Origin of the sequence: Ampullimonas aquatilis (assembly GCF_049675895.1) — a bacterium.
GTDB lineage: Bacteria > Pseudomonadota > Gammaproteobacteria > Burkholderiales > Burkholderiaceae_D > Ampullimonas > Ampullimonas aquatilis.
Map to the genome: position 1 here is coordinate 2,235,683 of NZ_CP183834.1, position 17,375 is coordinate 2,253,057.

General features: G+C 47.8%; 12 protein-coding genes. 1 reads left to right on the forward strand and 11 read right to left on the reverse strand.

Annotation, left to right across the window (positions count from 1 at the left end):
- Nucleotides 1-96: 96 nt before the first annotated feature.
- The 4 genes from ACMYR3_RS10330 to ACMYR3_RS10345 form a co-directional block, all read right to left on the reverse strand.
- Nucleotides 97-2,496 (reverse strand): efflux RND transporter permease subunit, encoded by a 2,400-nt coding sequence (locus ACMYR3_RS10330; protein WP_424191875.1) that lies wholly within the window; start codon nt 2,494-2,496, stop codon nt 97-99.
- The gene (locus ACMYR3_RS10335) at nt 2,493-3,617 is read right to left on the reverse strand and encodes a WD40/YVTN/BNR-like repeat-containing protein (protein WP_424191876.1); all 1,125 of its coding nucleotides are present in this window, start codon (nt 3,615-3,617) and stop codon (nt 2,493-2,495) included. The genes ACMYR3_RS10330 and ACMYR3_RS10335 overlap by 4 nt, the downstream gene beginning before the upstream one ends.
- A 138-nt stretch (nt 3,618-3,755) precedes the next feature.
- The gene (locus ACMYR3_RS10340; protein ID WP_424191877.1) at nt 3,756-5,108 is read right to left on the reverse strand and encodes a DUF1329 domain-containing protein; all 1,353 of its coding nucleotides are present in this window, start codon (nt 5,106-5,108) and stop codon (nt 3,756-3,758) included.
- 26 nt (nt 5,109-5,134) lie between these two features.
- Nucleotides 5,135-6,829: a DUF1302 domain-containing protein gene (locus ACMYR3_RS10345; protein ID WP_424191878.1), complete on the reverse strand. Its 1,695-nt coding sequence runs from the start codon at nt 6,827-6,829 to the stop codon at nt 5,135-5,137.
- Between the two features lie 195 nt (nt 6,830-7,024).
- Between ACMYR3_RS10345 and ACMYR3_RS10350 the strand changes: the two genes are divergently transcribed.
- Complete coding sequence (locus ACMYR3_RS10350) at nt 7,025-7,924, forward strand: LysR substrate-binding domain-containing protein (RefSeq protein WP_424191879.1); 900 nt, start codon at nt 7,025-7,027, stop codon at nt 7,922-7,924.
- Between the two features lie 145 nt (nt 7,925-8,069).
- On the opposite strand, the gene ACMYR3_RS10355 is transcribed toward ACMYR3_RS10350, so the two are convergent.
- From ACMYR3_RS10355 to ACMYR3_RS10385, 7 genes are all read right to left on the reverse strand, one after another.
- Entirely contained in the window at nt 8,070-8,345 is a 276-nt protein-coding gene (locus tag ACMYR3_RS10355; protein WP_424191880.1) for an HU family DNA-binding protein, read from the reverse strand.
- 99 nt (nt 8,346-8,444) lie between these two features.
- The gene (locus ACMYR3_RS10360) at nt 8,445-9,653 is read right to left on the reverse strand and encodes a Bcr/CflA family multidrug efflux MFS transporter (RefSeq protein ID WP_424191881.1); all 1,209 of its coding nucleotides are present in this window, start codon (nt 9,651-9,653) and stop codon (nt 8,445-8,447) included.
- 33 nt (nt 9,654-9,686) lie between these two features.
- The gene (locus ACMYR3_RS10365) at nt 9,687-10,487 is read right to left on the reverse strand and encodes an aldolase/citrate lyase family protein (protein WP_424196464.1); all 801 of its coding nucleotides are present in this window, start codon (nt 10,485-10,487) and stop codon (nt 9,687-9,689) included.
- A 220-nt stretch (nt 10,488-10,707) separates the two neighbouring features.
- Complete coding sequence (locus ACMYR3_RS10370; RefSeq protein ID WP_424191882.1) at nt 10,708-11,526, reverse strand: alpha/beta fold hydrolase; 819 nt, start codon at nt 11,524-11,526, stop codon at nt 10,708-10,710.
- Nucleotides 11,527-11,659: 133 nt separating this feature from the next.
- A complete protein-coding gene (locus ACMYR3_RS10375; protein ID WP_424191883.1) occupies nt 11,660-12,973 on the reverse strand; it encodes a DUF1329 domain-containing protein in 1,314 nt (437 codons plus the stop codon).
- 15 nt (nt 12,974-12,988) lie between these two features.
- Complete coding sequence (locus tag ACMYR3_RS10380) at nt 12,989-15,001, reverse strand: DUF1302 family protein (RefSeq protein ID WP_424191884.1); 2,013 nt, start codon at nt 14,999-15,001, stop codon at nt 12,989-12,991.
- A gap of 22 nt (nt 15,002-15,023) precedes the next feature.
- Nucleotides 15,024-17,336, reverse strand: coding sequence for an efflux RND transporter permease subunit (locus tag ACMYR3_RS10385; RefSeq protein WP_424191885.1), 2,313 nt, complete (start codon nt 17,334-17,336; stop codon nt 15,024-15,026).
- Nucleotides 17,337-17,375: the final 39 nt, after the last annotated feature.

Genomic DNA, 17,375 nt, shown 5'->3' on the forward strand with positions numbered 1-17,375 from the left:
ACTGCCGGTGTCTTCCCTTAATACAATACTTGTTTGATCAAAAACTCCCCTGAAAAACCAGATTCATCCCTTTTCCCCCATTTACTGTTGCTCAACTCAAACTGAGACTTTTTTTTGCGACCGTAATAAAAAATGTCCCAATGCGGGTAACAAGATCAAAGCACCCAGCATATTCCAGACGAACATGAAAGCGAGCAGGATACCCATATCAGCCTGAAACTTGATTGGTGACCAAGCCCAGGTAGCAACAGCAATACCTAACGTGATGCCTGTCAAAACGACCACCTTCCCCGTGAACAGGAGTGCCTTGTAATAGGCCTCAGATAGACTCATACCTTCCTTCAAACGAGCCAGCGTCACCGTCATGATATAGAGCGCATAATCAACACCAATACCCACCCCCAATGCAATCACAGGCAGCGTTGCCACTTTGACACCAATATTCAACCAGACCATAAGTGCTTCACACAATACCGAAGTCAACATCAACGGTAATACCGCACAGACCACTGCACGCCATGAACGAAAAGTAATGAAAGCAAGTATCACTACCGCAGCGTAGACCAGGATCAGCATTTCAAGATTGGCTTTCTTGACAACAATATTGGTAGCCGCCTCAATGCCGGCATTACCAGCCGCATTAAGAATACGAAGATCATCGGTTGCGTAACGTTCGGCAAATCGTTCCACGACATTAACCACACTGGTCAGTGTATCGGCCTTGTGATCCTTCAGATAAGCATAGACAGTCAAGAGATCGCAATTCTGATTGAACATTTCACGTGGTGCTCGTGTAATGATGGCATTCAGATTATCTTGAGAGCGAGGAATCTCGAACCACTTCAGACTACCTTCATTCATGCCGACACTGGCCACTTTTGCCAGACCAGCCAGCGAACTGGTTGTTTCAACGCCAGGCAATTGCTGTAGTTCACGCTCGAGCACATCAACTGTCATCAAAGTACGATAGTGAGCACAAGCATATTGTGGCGTCCGAACCATCACAATATAGACATCACTACTGGCGGCATAATTGGACACAATATATGCGTTATCCCGGTTATACCGAGAGTCAGCACGCAACTCAGGCGCACCAGGATCAGTGTCACCAATTTTGAGTTGCGAACTCACTAGCACACCCATTGCGCCCATCACCATAGCCGCCAGCACGGCAATCGTTGCCCACTTGCGCTGGGTGAACAGATCAAGAAATGCCCAAAACAAATGTTTGCGATGAGCCGTATCGGCTACCTCTGACAATTCAGCTTTTAAACTTCGTTGTGCCGCTTTCCGACTGACACCGGTGTAGGAAAGCAAGATTGGCAATAAAACCAGATTGGTAAAAATCAACACCGCGACACCAATACTTGCGGTAATCGCCAAATCCTGAATTACCTGAATATTAATCACCATCAAAACGGCAAAACCAACTGCATCGGCTAACAGTGCAGTCATTCCAGCAAGAAACAGACGACGAAAGGTATAGCGAGCAGCTACCAGCTTATGCGTACCACGACCCACGTCTTGCATGATACCGTTCATCTTTTGTGCACCATGACTCATGCCGATGGCAAAGACCAGGAAAGGCACCAGGACCGAATACGGATCAAGTTCGTAACCCAGCGTAGGCAGCAAACCCAATAACCATATAACAGCGATCATTGAACACAATACGACGAGTAAGGTGCTACGCAGGCAACGTGTGTACCAGAACAGCACAACAGTACATATACCGATGGCAGCAGCAAAAAACAATAGAACCTGCTGTAGCCCCTCAATCAGATCACCCACTACCTTGGCAAAGCCAGTCACATGAATGGCAATCTGATCAGATTCATACTTGACCCGCAGTGCTTCAATTCGCATGGATAAATCATGATAATCAATTCGTTTGCCTGTTTCGGCCACCCGCTCCTGCAATGGCACCAGCACAATACTCGAGCGATAATTGGCTGCAACCAGTTGACCAATTTCACCAGAATGCGCCACATTAAGACGTACCTGATTGATGCTTTCGGAAGAACCATCATAATCATCTGGCACCACCGGCCCGCCATCCAAACCCTCTTCAGTCACGCCGGTCCAGCGCACGGAAGGCGTCCATAATGATTTCATATAGGGGCGATCAACACCCGGATACAGAAATACCTCATCAGAGATTTTCTTCACTGTTTCCAGATACGCTGGATCGAAAATGCTACCACGCTTGCTTTCCACCGCAATTCGCAAGCTATTTCCCATACCAGCCAGCTGATTCCGATTGTCGAGGTAATTGACAATATAAGGATGCTTCGTCGGGATCATCTTTTCAAACGCGGCGTTGAGTGATAATCCCAAAGACTGATAACCGAGTATCAAAGTCATCAATCCACACAGGATGACAATCACTAAACGATGATTGAATAAAAGTCGCTCGGGTAAAGATCCGGAAAAACGATCAAACTCTTCGTAACGCTTGATGACTGCATTATCAAGATGGCTGTCGGTATGATTCATTGTGATCTTTCCGTAGCAAGCATTGCAGGTTCAATGCGGCTCACACCCCGCATGCTGTTAACAGCTAACCCTCCGTCAATGGTTTGGACCATACTGGTTAATCCAGATAGTGCAGGAACTTTTAATGGTGTGAAATGAGAAAACATGGCATCGCCATGAAATAATTGCCCACTTTCATCTGCAAGTAACGCAGTACCATCTGGCAGCTGTAGACCAGCCGTTATCGTCACCGATTGACCGAGCTCAACACGCGACCAGCTAGTACCTGCATCATGGCTACGCCATACATTGCCACGCAGACCAAAAGCCAGTATGACATCCGGTCCGGACTGAAGTACACCAAAGTAGGTTCCTGAATATGGGGTTTGAAGCCGGGTAAAACTTTCACCTTGATTGGTGGAACGAAATAAGGCACCTTGTTCACCAGCAATCAGTAGATTATCTTCGCTCTGACTCACAGCATAAAAATGTTTGCTGCCGACATTGGGAATACCTGCCATCAGTGATTGCCAGCTTTTTCCACCATCCTTGGTTGCCAGAGCCAGTCCGTAAGCACCGACAATCCAACCATTCTGGGCATCGGTAAAATAGAGACTCAGAAAAGGTTTGTCAGGGCCATCTTGTACCAACTGTTCGGCAGCACGCAGCCTGGCAATTCTCGCATCTCCGTTAGTAGTAGCGAGACTATGTGCTTTATACAGAACAATTTGTGCAACCTGACGGCCATCAAGCTGACGTTGCCAAGTATCGCCACCATCCTCACTGTGTAAAACCACGCCGCTATGACCAATGGCCCAACCCGTTTTTGCTGAAACAAAATAAACCTGTGTCAATGCCACACTGACAGGCACTGATTTGGCCTGCCGCCAAGAGCGCCCACTATCATCAGATAATAAAATCAGCCCTCGCTCTCCAACAGATACCAATCGATCACCAGCTCGACAAACCGATAGCTGCAAGGAAAAAGTGGCACGGGTATTCGCTTGAGCAGGCTGCTCCAGTAGATCTGCCAACAGATGACTATCATCGGCTCGACCATTCAAGGCCTGTAACGCTAGAACACAAAAGATCGTCATAGTCAGACCGACTGATCGACGAAAAGAAATAATGAAGGATCGCATTTTGATCTTATAAATCTGTTACCGGACAACATTCGTACAGCTCATCAAATATATGCGCAGACGGAGAATAGCCGAAGGAGGGTTCGCAATTCGGCACAATACGATGACCACATCGTGCCGAAATGTCTGAAATAACAACTAACGGGCAGCTTCGGCTGCAACAGCATCGCCCGTGAAATAAGCTTCCTTCTTGCGTTGTACGATCTTGAAATCCTCTTCATTGAGAGCTTGGATGACACTCATGGTATTAGCTTGCAAGTTAAACACTGTTGCAGTCTTGATCATGGTTCCAGGCAATGCAGGTACAACAAAAGGGGTCATCTGAGTAGTTCGCCACAACTTTCCTTCCGCGTCGAATCCATCCACCAAATTGATCAACCACGTATCTTCATCAAGATAATAACGACGTTTAGGAACAGCGTGTCGCTTGCCTTGTACTACATTGGCCTCGACAATCCAGACGCGATGACGTTCCCAGCGTATATGATCTGGATTGAGATGATGTTTACCAATTGCATCATCCAACTTGGCTCCAATGAAACCGTTTGTGTTATAGGGAATTAACATCTCTGTCTTGCCCACCAACTTCCATTGAAAGCGATCAAGAGCTCCAAAGAAACCTTGCACCTCGTCAAAATAATTGGCACCGGAAGCGACAAAATCGGGGGTATCGTAAGAAACCGTCGGCGCACGCCGTACTCTTCGTTGACCAACCAAGTACTGCCAAGCCTGACGAGACTGTTTCATATCAATGCTATCCCGAATGACCAACGATTCACCTGCCTTAAAGGGTGGCTCCAAAGTATTGAAGCGGAACATTGCATACTCCCCTGACCAGTTTTCTGGAGTTGCATCCTTATAATATTGGGGATACTGGAAAGCGATCTCGTTACGAGTGGCCAAGGTCTTGGTACCATCAGCACTGACTACAATATTCTTGAAGGTATATTCGATTGATTCAGCCTCAAGACGCATCAGATAGTTCCACATCACCTCAACACCCTCTTTCGGGATTGGGAAAGGCGTGCCACCAATACATCCCTCAAGTGAATAACCACTATCTTTGGTTTTACAACGAGTCGCATTTTTGAAGGTATTGTCGTAAACCTCCTGAGGTGCTGCAGCTGTCCGATGAGACGGGTAGACATCGAGCCGGAAACTATCAGGATATTTTTGCAAGAGCGCTTTGGTTCCATCGGACAATAGATCAACATATTGAGCCATGTTCTTTACATTAACCTGGAAAAGCGGTTTTTCGTCCGGAAAGATCTGTGTCGGGATAACGCCAAGTCTTTTGCCAGGTAATGGTTTCATGATCCCACCTTGCCAAGCCGGTATGCTACCGTCCTTGTTGGCTGCTTTTTCTCCACCCAGTGGGGTCAGCGTACTCTGCAGCTTTGTTGCTTCTTCTGCTGTAACCGCGGCAAAGACAACCTGATCACCGGCCATCAGTGCCATCAAAACTGCAACAAAAATTGTTTTTTTGCTCATACATATCTCCTTATTTCTTATCCTAATCAAAACGTCCGCTGGATCGACAACGACACAAAATCACGATCACCATGGAAATTTTTATATGACAGTTCAGGTACCGCTGTGTTGTATCGGATTACCGATCCTGCAGGACCATAGTAGTGACTGAAATTGAGGCTGGCCTGCCAGATTTTTTGATAGTCGGCCTTCACACCAATGCTGAAATTGCCACCGTGTTCAGCAGGAAATAGTGCACCATTCACCGATGAGCGACCGCTGATACCGTAACTCACACCAATAGGCACTTGTAAATCGACACCGGAAACCACCTGAAAGTATTCAGGCTGAAAAATAAACTGAAGCGCACTGGCATCACGGGTTGCCAGCGGATCGAGTTGCCCCGGATTGTCCGTGACTTTAAGGCGGCGATTGAATGCCAGCTCACCAATGAAAGATGCCCCCTGCCATAGTCTATTGGCAGCAAATACACTGATTGCCGAGAGATTCAGATGCATAGTCTGACCAACCGGGTAGGCAGCATTTCCACGACCATTGGCTGTCGTATTACCAGGCAGAATCACCGTGTTGCCCGTTGCAACCAAGGGCATGTTGTCACGAAAGGACAACTCGCCAGCAACGTTGGCTTCACCCAATAAGGTACTGAAACTGGCACCGACAGTACGAATTTTCTCGCCGAAAACCTGCACATAATCACCGACACTACCGGGTTTGACGTTCACGCCAGGACGCACATAAAACTGGGGTAATTTGTCGTGAAACTGGGCAACATAAATGCCGTATTCTGTATCACCATGCTTGAACTTGACCTGTGCCCCGCCCTGTCCTGAATTACTCGGCTCGATATCACGACCACGCAGCACTGCCAAACCTGGCCCTAAAATCAATGATTCACCGCCCACATCAACAAAGTCGGCAAAACTAAAATAACTACCCGCCGCCGGTAATCGCGTCTTACGCCATTCGAGCTGATAATAAGCACCCACCGACATCGTGGGGCTGAGCTGAACTTGGGTAGATAGTTGACCAACCGGACGAGCAATTTCCTTAAACTGAGAATTTGGAACAGACAGCGCCTTGATCAGATCCAGCGGTGTTTGCGCACCAGCAATCCCATTGCTGCCGAAAAACAGACTTTCACCATAGAGCTGCGTAAAACGACCACCCTTGACATTGACATTCACATTACCAGGTGCAAAATTAGCGTAGCCAAAAATATCAAGCAGTTCTGCCTGTTTGCCATGTAACCGCTCTGTGGCTTGAGTAAATTCGTTATAGCCCGCAGAGCGTGAATTCACGAGTGCACCACCCAGTGCGCCTGGATTGTCATTTGAATGGTTGTATACATCGTCGTACCATGCTGCACCACTCATCCTGAAGCCAAAATCGCGTTTGTAGCGAAATTCAAATTCGGATAAAAGATCCAGCCGATTCGAGATCAATCCCTTGCCAAAGTTAAGATCACCATCATTGGTATTGGCCTGAGGACCAATTGAACTATCGGCTACCGATGCGTCTGGACTACGTACCCGCCAGGCAGCACTATATTTAATTGTGTTGTCCCATGAAATCTTGGAATCGGAATTGCCCGAATCAATCTGGACTGCATACACGCCTCCCGATGCAAACAGACTGCCTAGTACAGTCAATAATGTTTTTCGGATTGCCTTGCGCGGAAAAATACGCCGCTGAAATCCGTTGCCGAACGGATGCTGTCTCATGTCTTCCTCCTTTTTCAGTATGCGATGGCTCTTGTGGCCCAATCCCCTGCCTTGATTAAAAATTGAACTCAGGCGAGATTGACGCAAACAATAACGGTTGGAATAATTACCGTCCAATACCATTATTCAAGCTGGGCGATACCTTACTGGTATGATCTGGTCGAACGGTTTCAATAGATCGGGGAGAAATAAAATATGGAATTACGACATTTGAAGTACTTCATTGCTGTAGCCGAAGAACAAAACATTGGCCGAGCTGCGGCACGACTGCATATCTCACAGCCACCCTTGACACGACAGATTCAGCAACTGGAAGACGAACTGGATGTGCAACTTTTTGTGCGAACACCCAAAGGCATGGAAATCACCCAAGCGGGAGCAATGTTGCTTGATGATGCCCGCAATATTCGATCGCTGGTTGAACAGGCAACCGAGCGTACCCAACAAGCAGGGCAAGGCAAGCTTGGTCGTCTGGATGTCGCCATTTTTGGCTCAGGAATCCTGGACGCAATCCCCAAACTGCTGCTGGCATTTCGTAATAATTACCCTGGTGTCAAAGTCGTATTGCACACCATGACCAAGGCAGAACAACTTGAAGCACTGCAACAACGACGGATCACTGTCGGATTTAACCGGATGCTGCCACCACTTGCCGATATTGGTACAGAATTGGTCACCACAGAACGACTACTATTGGCTGTCAATGAAAGTGATCCTCTTAGCGCCTGCAAGGAAATTCCTTTTAAGGAATTGGCCCATCACCCTATGATTTTGTTTCCAACAGGTGCTCGACCAAACTTTATCGACAAAGTTGTTGCCCTTTGCAATGAGTCAGGTTTCACACTCAACATTTCACAAGAAGTAGGCGATGCTGTCACTGGCGTTGCATTGGTTGCCAGTGGATATGGCGTATGCCTGGTACCGGAATCTGCCACAACATTACGTTTCCCCGGAGTTGTCTATCGCCCTCTAAGCGATGCACCAGCACAGGCTATTGTCGACTTAAGTTGCATTTATCGCCTGGATGATCAATCCCCTATTCTGGCAGCATTTCTAAACGAAGTTCGTTTATTTAGAAGGCAGTACGCCGCATAAAAATATCATCATGCCAAATCAGGTTTCAAACATTTCTTAAATAACTTGTCAGTCAAGCTTGTTTTCCAGCGCAGTGAAACACTGCCATAGATGACACAAGGTGACACCACTGTCCAACATGCCCCCCAGTTCATACTGAATCTATTCAGGGATTAATTGCCGCCTTCAGCGCTTTGATGGGCGTAAAGACAGCCGCTTTACGAGCAGCAATGGTCATTTGCTGTCCCGTTGCCGGATTTCTCCCAACTCGCGCACCTCGTCGCTTAGCGCCGAGTTTACCCACACCCGGCAACGTCACCTCATCATCATTTAAAAGTGCATGCTGGATCGTGACGCCTAACACCTTGAGTAAATGATCAATTTGCTTTTTACTTAAATCGGTACTTTGGATCAGTTTGATAATGAGTTCAGTCTGCGTCATGTTTCAGTCTCTTCATCGTAGGGAAAGGCAACGTTACTTTTGGGAAAAATAAAATTTAAAACGGTTAATTGTCAGCCCTGCTTAATCCGGATCAACTCTTCAATGTGGATGGCGCGAATGGTTGATCAACCATCGATGACACGACCATGCACCGATGCCGCACAGGGCCATCATGCCAGCCAGTGGACGCCCTGTACCATCATGGAGCAAGCCCACCAGTGCCCCCGCCAAAGTGGCAAAAAAGAATTGCAGTGCACTCGCCAAAGCCGCCGCTGTCCCCGCCATCTGACCGTGCGTTGCCAATGCCGAGGCCGTGGCATTGGGAATGATCCATCCCAGGCTGGACACAAAACAGAAAAATCCTAGAACAAACCAGGGTAACGATATCCAGCCAGAAAATGCCAGTACGGCCAAACCGATGCCCACGATCAGCGGCACCCACAGTGCCCAACGCAATAGCGTGGTCGCGGGGTATTTGCGCAACATGCGGGCATTGAACTGGCTTGAGGCAATCAGACCAATCGCATTGATGCCAAAAAACCAACCGTAGTGATGCGGTGCGATGCCATATAAGTTGATCAGTACCAATGGGGATCCGGCAATGTAAGCAAACATCCCTGACATGGCCAAGCCACCTCCTAGGGCATAACCAAGAAAGGTGCGGTTGCTGCATAGATGGGCGTAGTTGCCTAATACGGTCATCAATCGGAGTGGTGGTTCCTGTGTGGTGTCATGCGTTTCGCTGAGACCCAGGGTAATACCGATCAGACACAAGCTGCCAAAAGCGGCCAGTACCAGAAAAATGGAGCGCCAGCCCCACCATGTCAGCAGTCCGCCACCGAGCAGTGGCGCGAGAATGGGGGCGAGTCCCATGACCAGCATGAGCAATGAAAATGCCTTGGCTGATTCTCGTGCCGAGGTGCGATCACGCACAATGGCGCTGGGAATAATGATACCGGCACAGCCGCCCATGCCTTGAATAAAGCGCCAGGTTGTCAGCATGGCGATATTGTCAGCCATGGCACAGCCGATTGATGCCAAGGTGTAGAGGAGAAATCCGACATACAGCAGTGGCTTGCGGCCGAAGCGATCACTCAATGGGCCATAAAATAATTGACCCAGGGTCAGGCCGATGAAGAAGCTGGCCAGGGTGAATTCGACATGGCCTGATGATCCTCCCAGAGTCTGTTGCACTTGTGGAAAGCTGGGCAGATACATGTCGATTGATAAGGGGGCAACGGCGGTCAAAATACCCAACAACACTAACCAGCCAGGCATGGCGATACTTTCAATTTCCACTTTTGTCATTATTTTCCAGGTAAATAGCGTAAGAATTTCTTGTTAATAACTTCCTGACACAGATTGATGCTTAAGCTCACTTCGATATTCAGCACAAAGTGCCGAAGTCGTCGCAGCAAGCAGCATGGCATCAACACCAACAGCAATAAAACTGGCACCCGCCTCTCGATAACGAATGACCAGATGCTTATCTCCACATAAAACCCCACCCGTTTTCCCTTTGCTTATCACCCTCTGCAAGCCCGTTTCGATCTTGGCAACGATCTCTGGATGATTGGCCTCACCAAGATGACCATAAGCAGCCGCAAGATCCGCCGCACCAAAAAAAATACCGTCAACACCATCCACTTGCAATATGGCATCCAGATTTTCATATCCTTTTTTGGTTTCAACTTGAACCAGCAGACACATCTGTGCATTGGCAAGATGGGCATAGTCGTGGATACGGCCCCATCTTGATGCCCTTGCCAATGAGCTGCCAACACCTCGAATACCATGTGGGGGGTATCGCATCGCTTCAACAAGAAGCTGCGCCTGTTTGGCTGATTCAACCATAGGAATCAGTAATGTCTGTACACCGGTTTCAAGTAGCTGCTTGATCAGGACATGGTCTCCGTTTGGTGGACGGACAATCGGATGGGAGGGATAAGGGGCGATGGCTTGAAGTTGTGCCAGTATTGTCTGGAGGTCATTGGGGCCATGTTCGGCATCTATGAGCAACCAGTCAAAACCAGCTCCTGCACAGATCTCTGCGCTAAAGGTTTCTGATAAACCCAACCATAGACCGTAGAGTATTTCACCTGACAATAATCGCCTCTTAAAATGATTTGACGGAAGCTGCATGTTAGGCTTTCCCATTCCTTAAATTAAAAGATTAAAACTACAATAATATCTAACATCATGAATAAAAAAGACCCTTTGTGATGTGACACGCAACATCACAAAGGGAAGGAGATCAACCGATGTTTTGGAGATAAGCAAGTACCGGTTGAATTGAAACTACAAATTGAGAACATTGAATTAACACATCGAACCACTCGCTAATCACACAGATCCGTGCCAATTATTCACTCAAGAAATCAATCAATAATCGATTAAAGCGATTAGCATGTTCAATCTGCGTCCAATGCCCGCATCGTCCAAATACATGAAGCTGTGAGTGATCAATCAGTTTCATAAAACGAAGACTATTTTCAAGCGGAATCACTTGATCATCACGCCCATGAATCACCAGCACTTCATTCTGCAACTGCCGAATCAATGCTTCATCCGTGGCTAGCGCATCCACCCAACGTTGACGAGGTGCAGGAAACATTGCGGAAAAAGACTCTTGAAATCCAGGACGAATACTTGCTTCGTAACGCAATTTGGCCAACTCATCGTTCACCAGATTACGGTCATAAGCAAAGATATCCAATAGCTTGCGCATGGTTTCAATAGAAGGTTGATAACCCCATACAGCATCAAGTCCCGGGGTCAATTCAAATTTGACACCAGCCGCCCCCATCAGGACCAACCGGTTAACACGATCAGGATTGCGGGTTGCCAGTGCAATCGCTAATGCACCACCAAATGAATTACCAACCAAATGTGCCTTTTCAATCTTCAAGGCATCCATCAGACCCAGAATATGGCTTACCCAACTATCCATGCTGTAGACATGACCGACAGGTCTTTCAGTAAAACCAAAACCGACCATATCAGGAGCAATCACACGATAATACTGACTTAACTTAGGCAGACTAAGTCGCCAGTTAGCATAAGCACTGACGCCCGGGCCAGACCCGTGAATCATGATCAACGGATAACCATGGCCAATATCATGATAATTCGTATCAATATTGGCTGCAATAATGCGTTTTCCGATTTCAGGATTATCCACTGCTAATTCCTTTCCTACTGTTTTGAATCAGATTGAAAAAATCTTCTTGCAAACAAGTATTCAGATTATTTGAATCTGGACCTGTATCAATTGAAACTGTCATACAGGTCCATCATTAATATTTCAATGCTGCTTAGTCACCACCACGCAGGTTTTGTACTTGGAATAGACCAGCCGGATTTTTCTTGGGATCAACCTGTCCCTTGAATTGGCCCGTCGTACAATGCTTGGACTGCAAATCAATCATTGAGAAGGCATCATCAATACCAATCCCAGCCCCCTTGTTGACGGGCAGATGATGATCTGCATGTGATTTGCCAACCATGAATACCTTCCAAAGTTCCCCTTTACGATCGTAGATTTCATTGGCACCATTCAAGTTTCCAAGTTGGGTATCCATGTAGAAAATACGCTTGCTCACCGGATGAGTATTGCCAACTGGCGCGGCTTCTAGTACATAAACCTTGCGCAATTGCCATGAACCTTCATGAAAACATGCACCCTGGCCAGAAAAATTGACATACTTATAACCATCCGATTCAGCAGGCATATCTGTGGCCAGATTTAACTCATTGTGGTTCCACATGGGTAGAAGAACATTCTTCGTTCCTTTGTAGGTCCATTTCATATCGGAAATTCGTCCGTTATAGCCCTCAAAGTCTTCAATCATCAAATCAGACCCAAGAAATGAATCCGTGACCTGGCCTTGTGCCAGCCTGCGAACACGACGTTGAAAACCCAAATAAAGATACGCATCATCCAGTTTCAAATCATCTTCAAAACGTTGAATCAGAAGCTGTGTATTTTTAAGATCCTGTGGTTCATTAGCCTTGGTATAGATGGCCCTGAAAATTCCCGATGGATTAGGTATAATTTCAGGAAGGGGTGCATCCTTGGTACGGTGCATAAAATTGAGAAAATGAAAATCCCACTTAATGGTTTTTTCAACTTGGCCGGATGTCATATTGCGATATTTCCAATAGAACGGCGAGATAATCGCTCCATCGCCCCAGTTCACGCCATATTTGTAATTCCAGGCCAATTTTTCGCCGGCACGCGGATCAGACAACTGAGGTTCTTCGGGAAATGGTCGCCCGGCTACATAGCCGGTAATTTCACCCGGCTTATCACCTAGCTTGGCCTTATTAATATTGGTTTTAGTTGCATCAATATATCCCTTGTCAATGGTGAACTGTGATGATGCACCAATCTTCATCTCAAATAGGCCTTCATCAATCAATTTATAAACACCCGCACCCAGAACATCCTTGAACTGAGCCACATTGGATTTCTTGATCACCATACCGGCACTCAGGCCCGGGAAAGAAGGGAAGCCATTTTTATAAGGGTTGAAGGAAGCATCGACATCGGCGTCAGTGGCGGCATAGGCCAGCACACCGGCCTGTATCAAGGCCAGCGCCAGAAGGGAGCGAACGGTTTTTTTCATGATATTCCTCTTGAATCAGAATTTATAGTTAACACGCACATAAATATCGTTTTCCTTGAATGCCGCCCCAATCGGACCCGCACGGAAACGTCCCAACGGCTCTAATCCCCCCAGGCCATAAGACTGACCCACCGCCTGCCCAGCACCATAGGACGTAAATGGATCGTAAGGATTGCAAGAACGGCAATCATCAAACTTGTAATGGCTGTTGCCATTGGCAAATTTGTAGTTCGCACCAAAGGTCAGTTTCAGGTCATTGCTGACATTCCACTCAACCTGGGGGGAGACCGCCGTAGCCCGAGCCTGGAAATCATGGGCAAAAATAACCTGGGGACTGACCGTGCCATTTTTCAGGAAGGCTTTCATGAGCAAAGTACCAATGAAGCTGTCTTCCCAATCCGGCATGCCCGCCTCACCCAGTGGACGCTTGTACAGCTCGTGCGAGAAGATATGCTGCCAGAACAACTGGGCAGAAATCAGGGTGGCTGAAGTATGGCTGATGAAGGGAATGAAGGTGGGACGATCGATCCCAATCACCGATCTGAACACATTGTTTTTGGAATACAGTTGACTGCGCGCCGTGTTGGCAAATTCTTCACCACTCGTATAGGCACCCTCCATACGCACTGCCGCACCAACACTGGGCAACTGGAAGTCCATGGATCCACCCACCAGGTTGACACGTGGGAAATACATATCGAAGGCAATCAAATTACTCACCGGTGCCACGCCTGCTATATTGCCATTACCACCGGTAAACGGATTGACCGTGCCATTGCCGTTGATCGCATGCAGTGACGGCAATTGTGAGCGATATGTCAGCAAGTTGAGGGAGAAGGACAAGGCGTCTTTGGTTACCCCTTCATACTTGACACCCAGCTGGGTATTTTTCAATGACCAATCGGGGAGATTGACATTGCGAATACCAATCTGGTGAGGGCCAAAGTCGGTCGCCACCGTACCATTGCCGGCAAAGTTGGCCACTGTGCCGCCGTTATCCCACAGGTTGGCCATCCCTCTGAAGAAGCAGCCGGCATCCAGAATCACGTTGGGTGAACCGCATTGGCCCAGATTATTGGGGCGAAACTTGTCGAAGTTCCAGATTAACTGGACATTGCGATCCTGCATGGCATCACTGGCACCCATGCGATATTCGGCCTGAGCAATCCACATGGGAATACGGATATCGGCGAGTTCGTCGTAGATGTTGTTGCGTGAATAATCAACCGGGTTGATCACATCCAGTACTCTGAACAGATCCGTGCGTCCCCAGACGACCTGCTGTCGGCCAATTTTGACAAACATTTCTTTGCCATCGGCCACGGTATAGGTTTTTTTGGCATACACTTCCCGCAGGAAGTCCAGCCGACTATTGAATTCGGGGGCTTCCAGCTGGCTTTCAGACAGGTTGCCATAGCTGCCAAAATTACGGCAACCACGACTGTCCACATCGCAAGGACGAACCGGGACACCAAAGGCGACGCCCCCTTCTGTCTGATGCCAGCGATCACCCAGCACGCGCATGCCGGTATTGGGGTTGTTGGCCAGATTGAAACCAAAAGCGTTGCTCGCTGGTAACCCCAAGGCGGTTGCAATCGGGTTATTCACACCGCCGCCCCAGGGTACCTGTGACAGGTTGAGGGGGGTTCCGGCATTGGTGGGCGCCGGTGGCAAGTTGGGGCCGGCGGTATTTTGGATCGTGATCGGACCACCGGCATCTTTACCATATTGCGAACTGTTCATGCGATATACGCCGTCCCAGCTGCCTCTCAGAATGCTGTGTACGGTCCAGCCATCGCCCACTTTTTTATCCGCTTCAACCTGCAGGGTATTTCTAAATTTGGCCAGACCGACATGCTCACGCTGGGCGGTATGGTTTTCATAGTTCACATCCACATCCCAGGGATGTTCACTGCCACCCAGATCGGGCAACTCATCGGCTGAAACACCCAGACTGATGACGGCCAGGGATGCACTTAAAATACTCAGACGAAAAACGGGTCCCGTCCATTGCTGTTTTTTCTTCATTTTTGCCTCCTCCTGTTAAGTACTAATGGTTGCTACACTTCACCTCACTGCGACTGGATAATGGAATCGAATTATTCTCAAGCACACCGTCTTCATCAAAATGCGTGTTCATCACAAAGGCCGGCCTGAATACCACACACCAGGCCGGTACAATTAATACCGCCGCTATCGCATTGACGATCAACATGAATGAGAGCAGCACCGCAGCATCAGACTGAAATCTGAGATCAGACATGAATATCCATAAGATGACACCGGCGATCAGTGTGATGGCCGTAAAACTCACCGCATATCCTGTCGTGGCAACAGCATGAATCACCGACTGGTGAATACTTTTCCGGATAACCATTTCTTCGCGGATGCGATCCATGAAGTAAACGGCATAATCAATTCCCACACCCACGCCCACAGCAATGACAGGCACCGTATTGACACTGATACCAATATTCATTGCCCCCATATAGGCATAAGTCATCAAGGTTGAAAACAACATCGGCAGAACCATCAACCAGCCAGCATGAATCGAGCTGTAATAGATCATGACCAACAGAAACGCAGTCATCATCACCGCTGGAATAATGATCATATGATCATGATGCAAGGACTGATTCACCGCAGCCGTCACCCCCACAATGCCGCCGCCGAGCTCAATGCTCATGTCCGGGACTTCCTGTGATGCCTTCTTGATACCCTCTTCAGCCAGTTTGACAATTCTTGCCGTTGTATCTGCCTGATGATCCTTGTAGTAAAAAACGATGTCAGCCAGGTCTTCATCGGGATTCACATATTCTTTCAAGGCACCAGGAATCGGGCTGGAAGCCATATACGCAAACATCAAACCGCCAATTTCGTCGATTGAATCAGGCAACTGCATCCAACGTGGATCATCGTTATGGATCAAACGGTTGACGACTCTGACAACCCCTGGCAAAGCTTTGGTACCACCTAGTGCCGGATCGGCAAGCATGTGTGCCTGAAAATGTTCAATAGCGGCCATTACTTCGGGGCGTTTGATGCCCCCCTTGTCACGCGTCTTGACAGCCACATGCAATTCTTCGGAGCCAGGATAAAGATGATTGATAGCTGTGGTGGAAACGTTGTAATCATGAGTACGATGCAGCAACGGCGAACCAGGCTCTGACTCACCGAGCTGAACCTTGCTGGTGAAATACATGGCACCAATGGCACCAATCAGCGTTAAAAGCAGAATACTTCTGGCACCTCCTTCGGTACCACCGGTCTTGGCCATGACATTGCCTAAAAACTGGCGGATACTCTGATTGGAGTTAGTCATTTTTTTAGGTTGAGGCAGCACTGTCAGTGCCAATGGCACCATAAAATGCACTGTAAAAATGACCGAGAACCCCCAGAAACCAGCGGAAATACCTAATTTTTTATTGAATGGCGCTGCACCCAATACCAGTACCGCAATACCAATTGCATCCACAATAATGGCTAGCGATCCTGGGCGAAACAAGGCATCGAGTGCATTTCTGGCCGCTTTTTTACCATTGTGGACAATCGCCAGTTCTTCGTAATAACGAACAACCAGCTGAACACCATGTGACGTTGCACGTGCGGCAATCAAAAAAGGGATTGGCAGGGAAAGCGGCTCAAGATTAATACCCATCAAGGACATGAATCCCAAACCCCAGATTGAAGACAGGGCGATTCCCAGCAATGGCAATGCCACGCCATATAACCGTCTGAAATAGACGATCAGCAATACTGTCAGCAAGACAAGCGTACAAAACATGATCAGTAGAATCTGATTCAGATAGGTATAGACCCATCCCGTCAGAACCGGATTGCCCGTCACATGGATTTTGTGTCCCGGTATCGACAGACTCTGTCTGACACGCATCAAACTCTCAAAAGTCTTACTATAATCAAGACCACTTTCATTTAATTGTGCCTTGATCAGCGCCGACGTCATGTCAGGTGAAACAAGCAAACCATACACGGTCGGATTGGCGATCACATCCTTCTTGAGTTGATCCAGTTCTTCAACTGTCAGCTTGGGATGATTGGGGTCATAAAAGGGTGCCGAAGCAAAACCACCCATGTCATCCAGAAAGGTTTTTCTGATGGTCCGGTGTGCCAGACTGCTGACCAGATTGTGGTTGACGCCGGGAAGACTATCGAGCCCTTGGGTTGCATCACTGACCAACTTTAATGTTTCATTATTGAAAATCGTACCTTGCTCAACTTCGATCGCCATCACGATCATGTTGGCACCACCAAAATTTTCCTTAAGCTGGTTATATACCTTGATGTAAGGATGATTTTGCGGCAGTAAATCCGCAAAGTCCGAATAGAATTTCAATTTCGGCAAAGCAAATCCGAATAACAGGGTCACTAATAAAATGGCTGA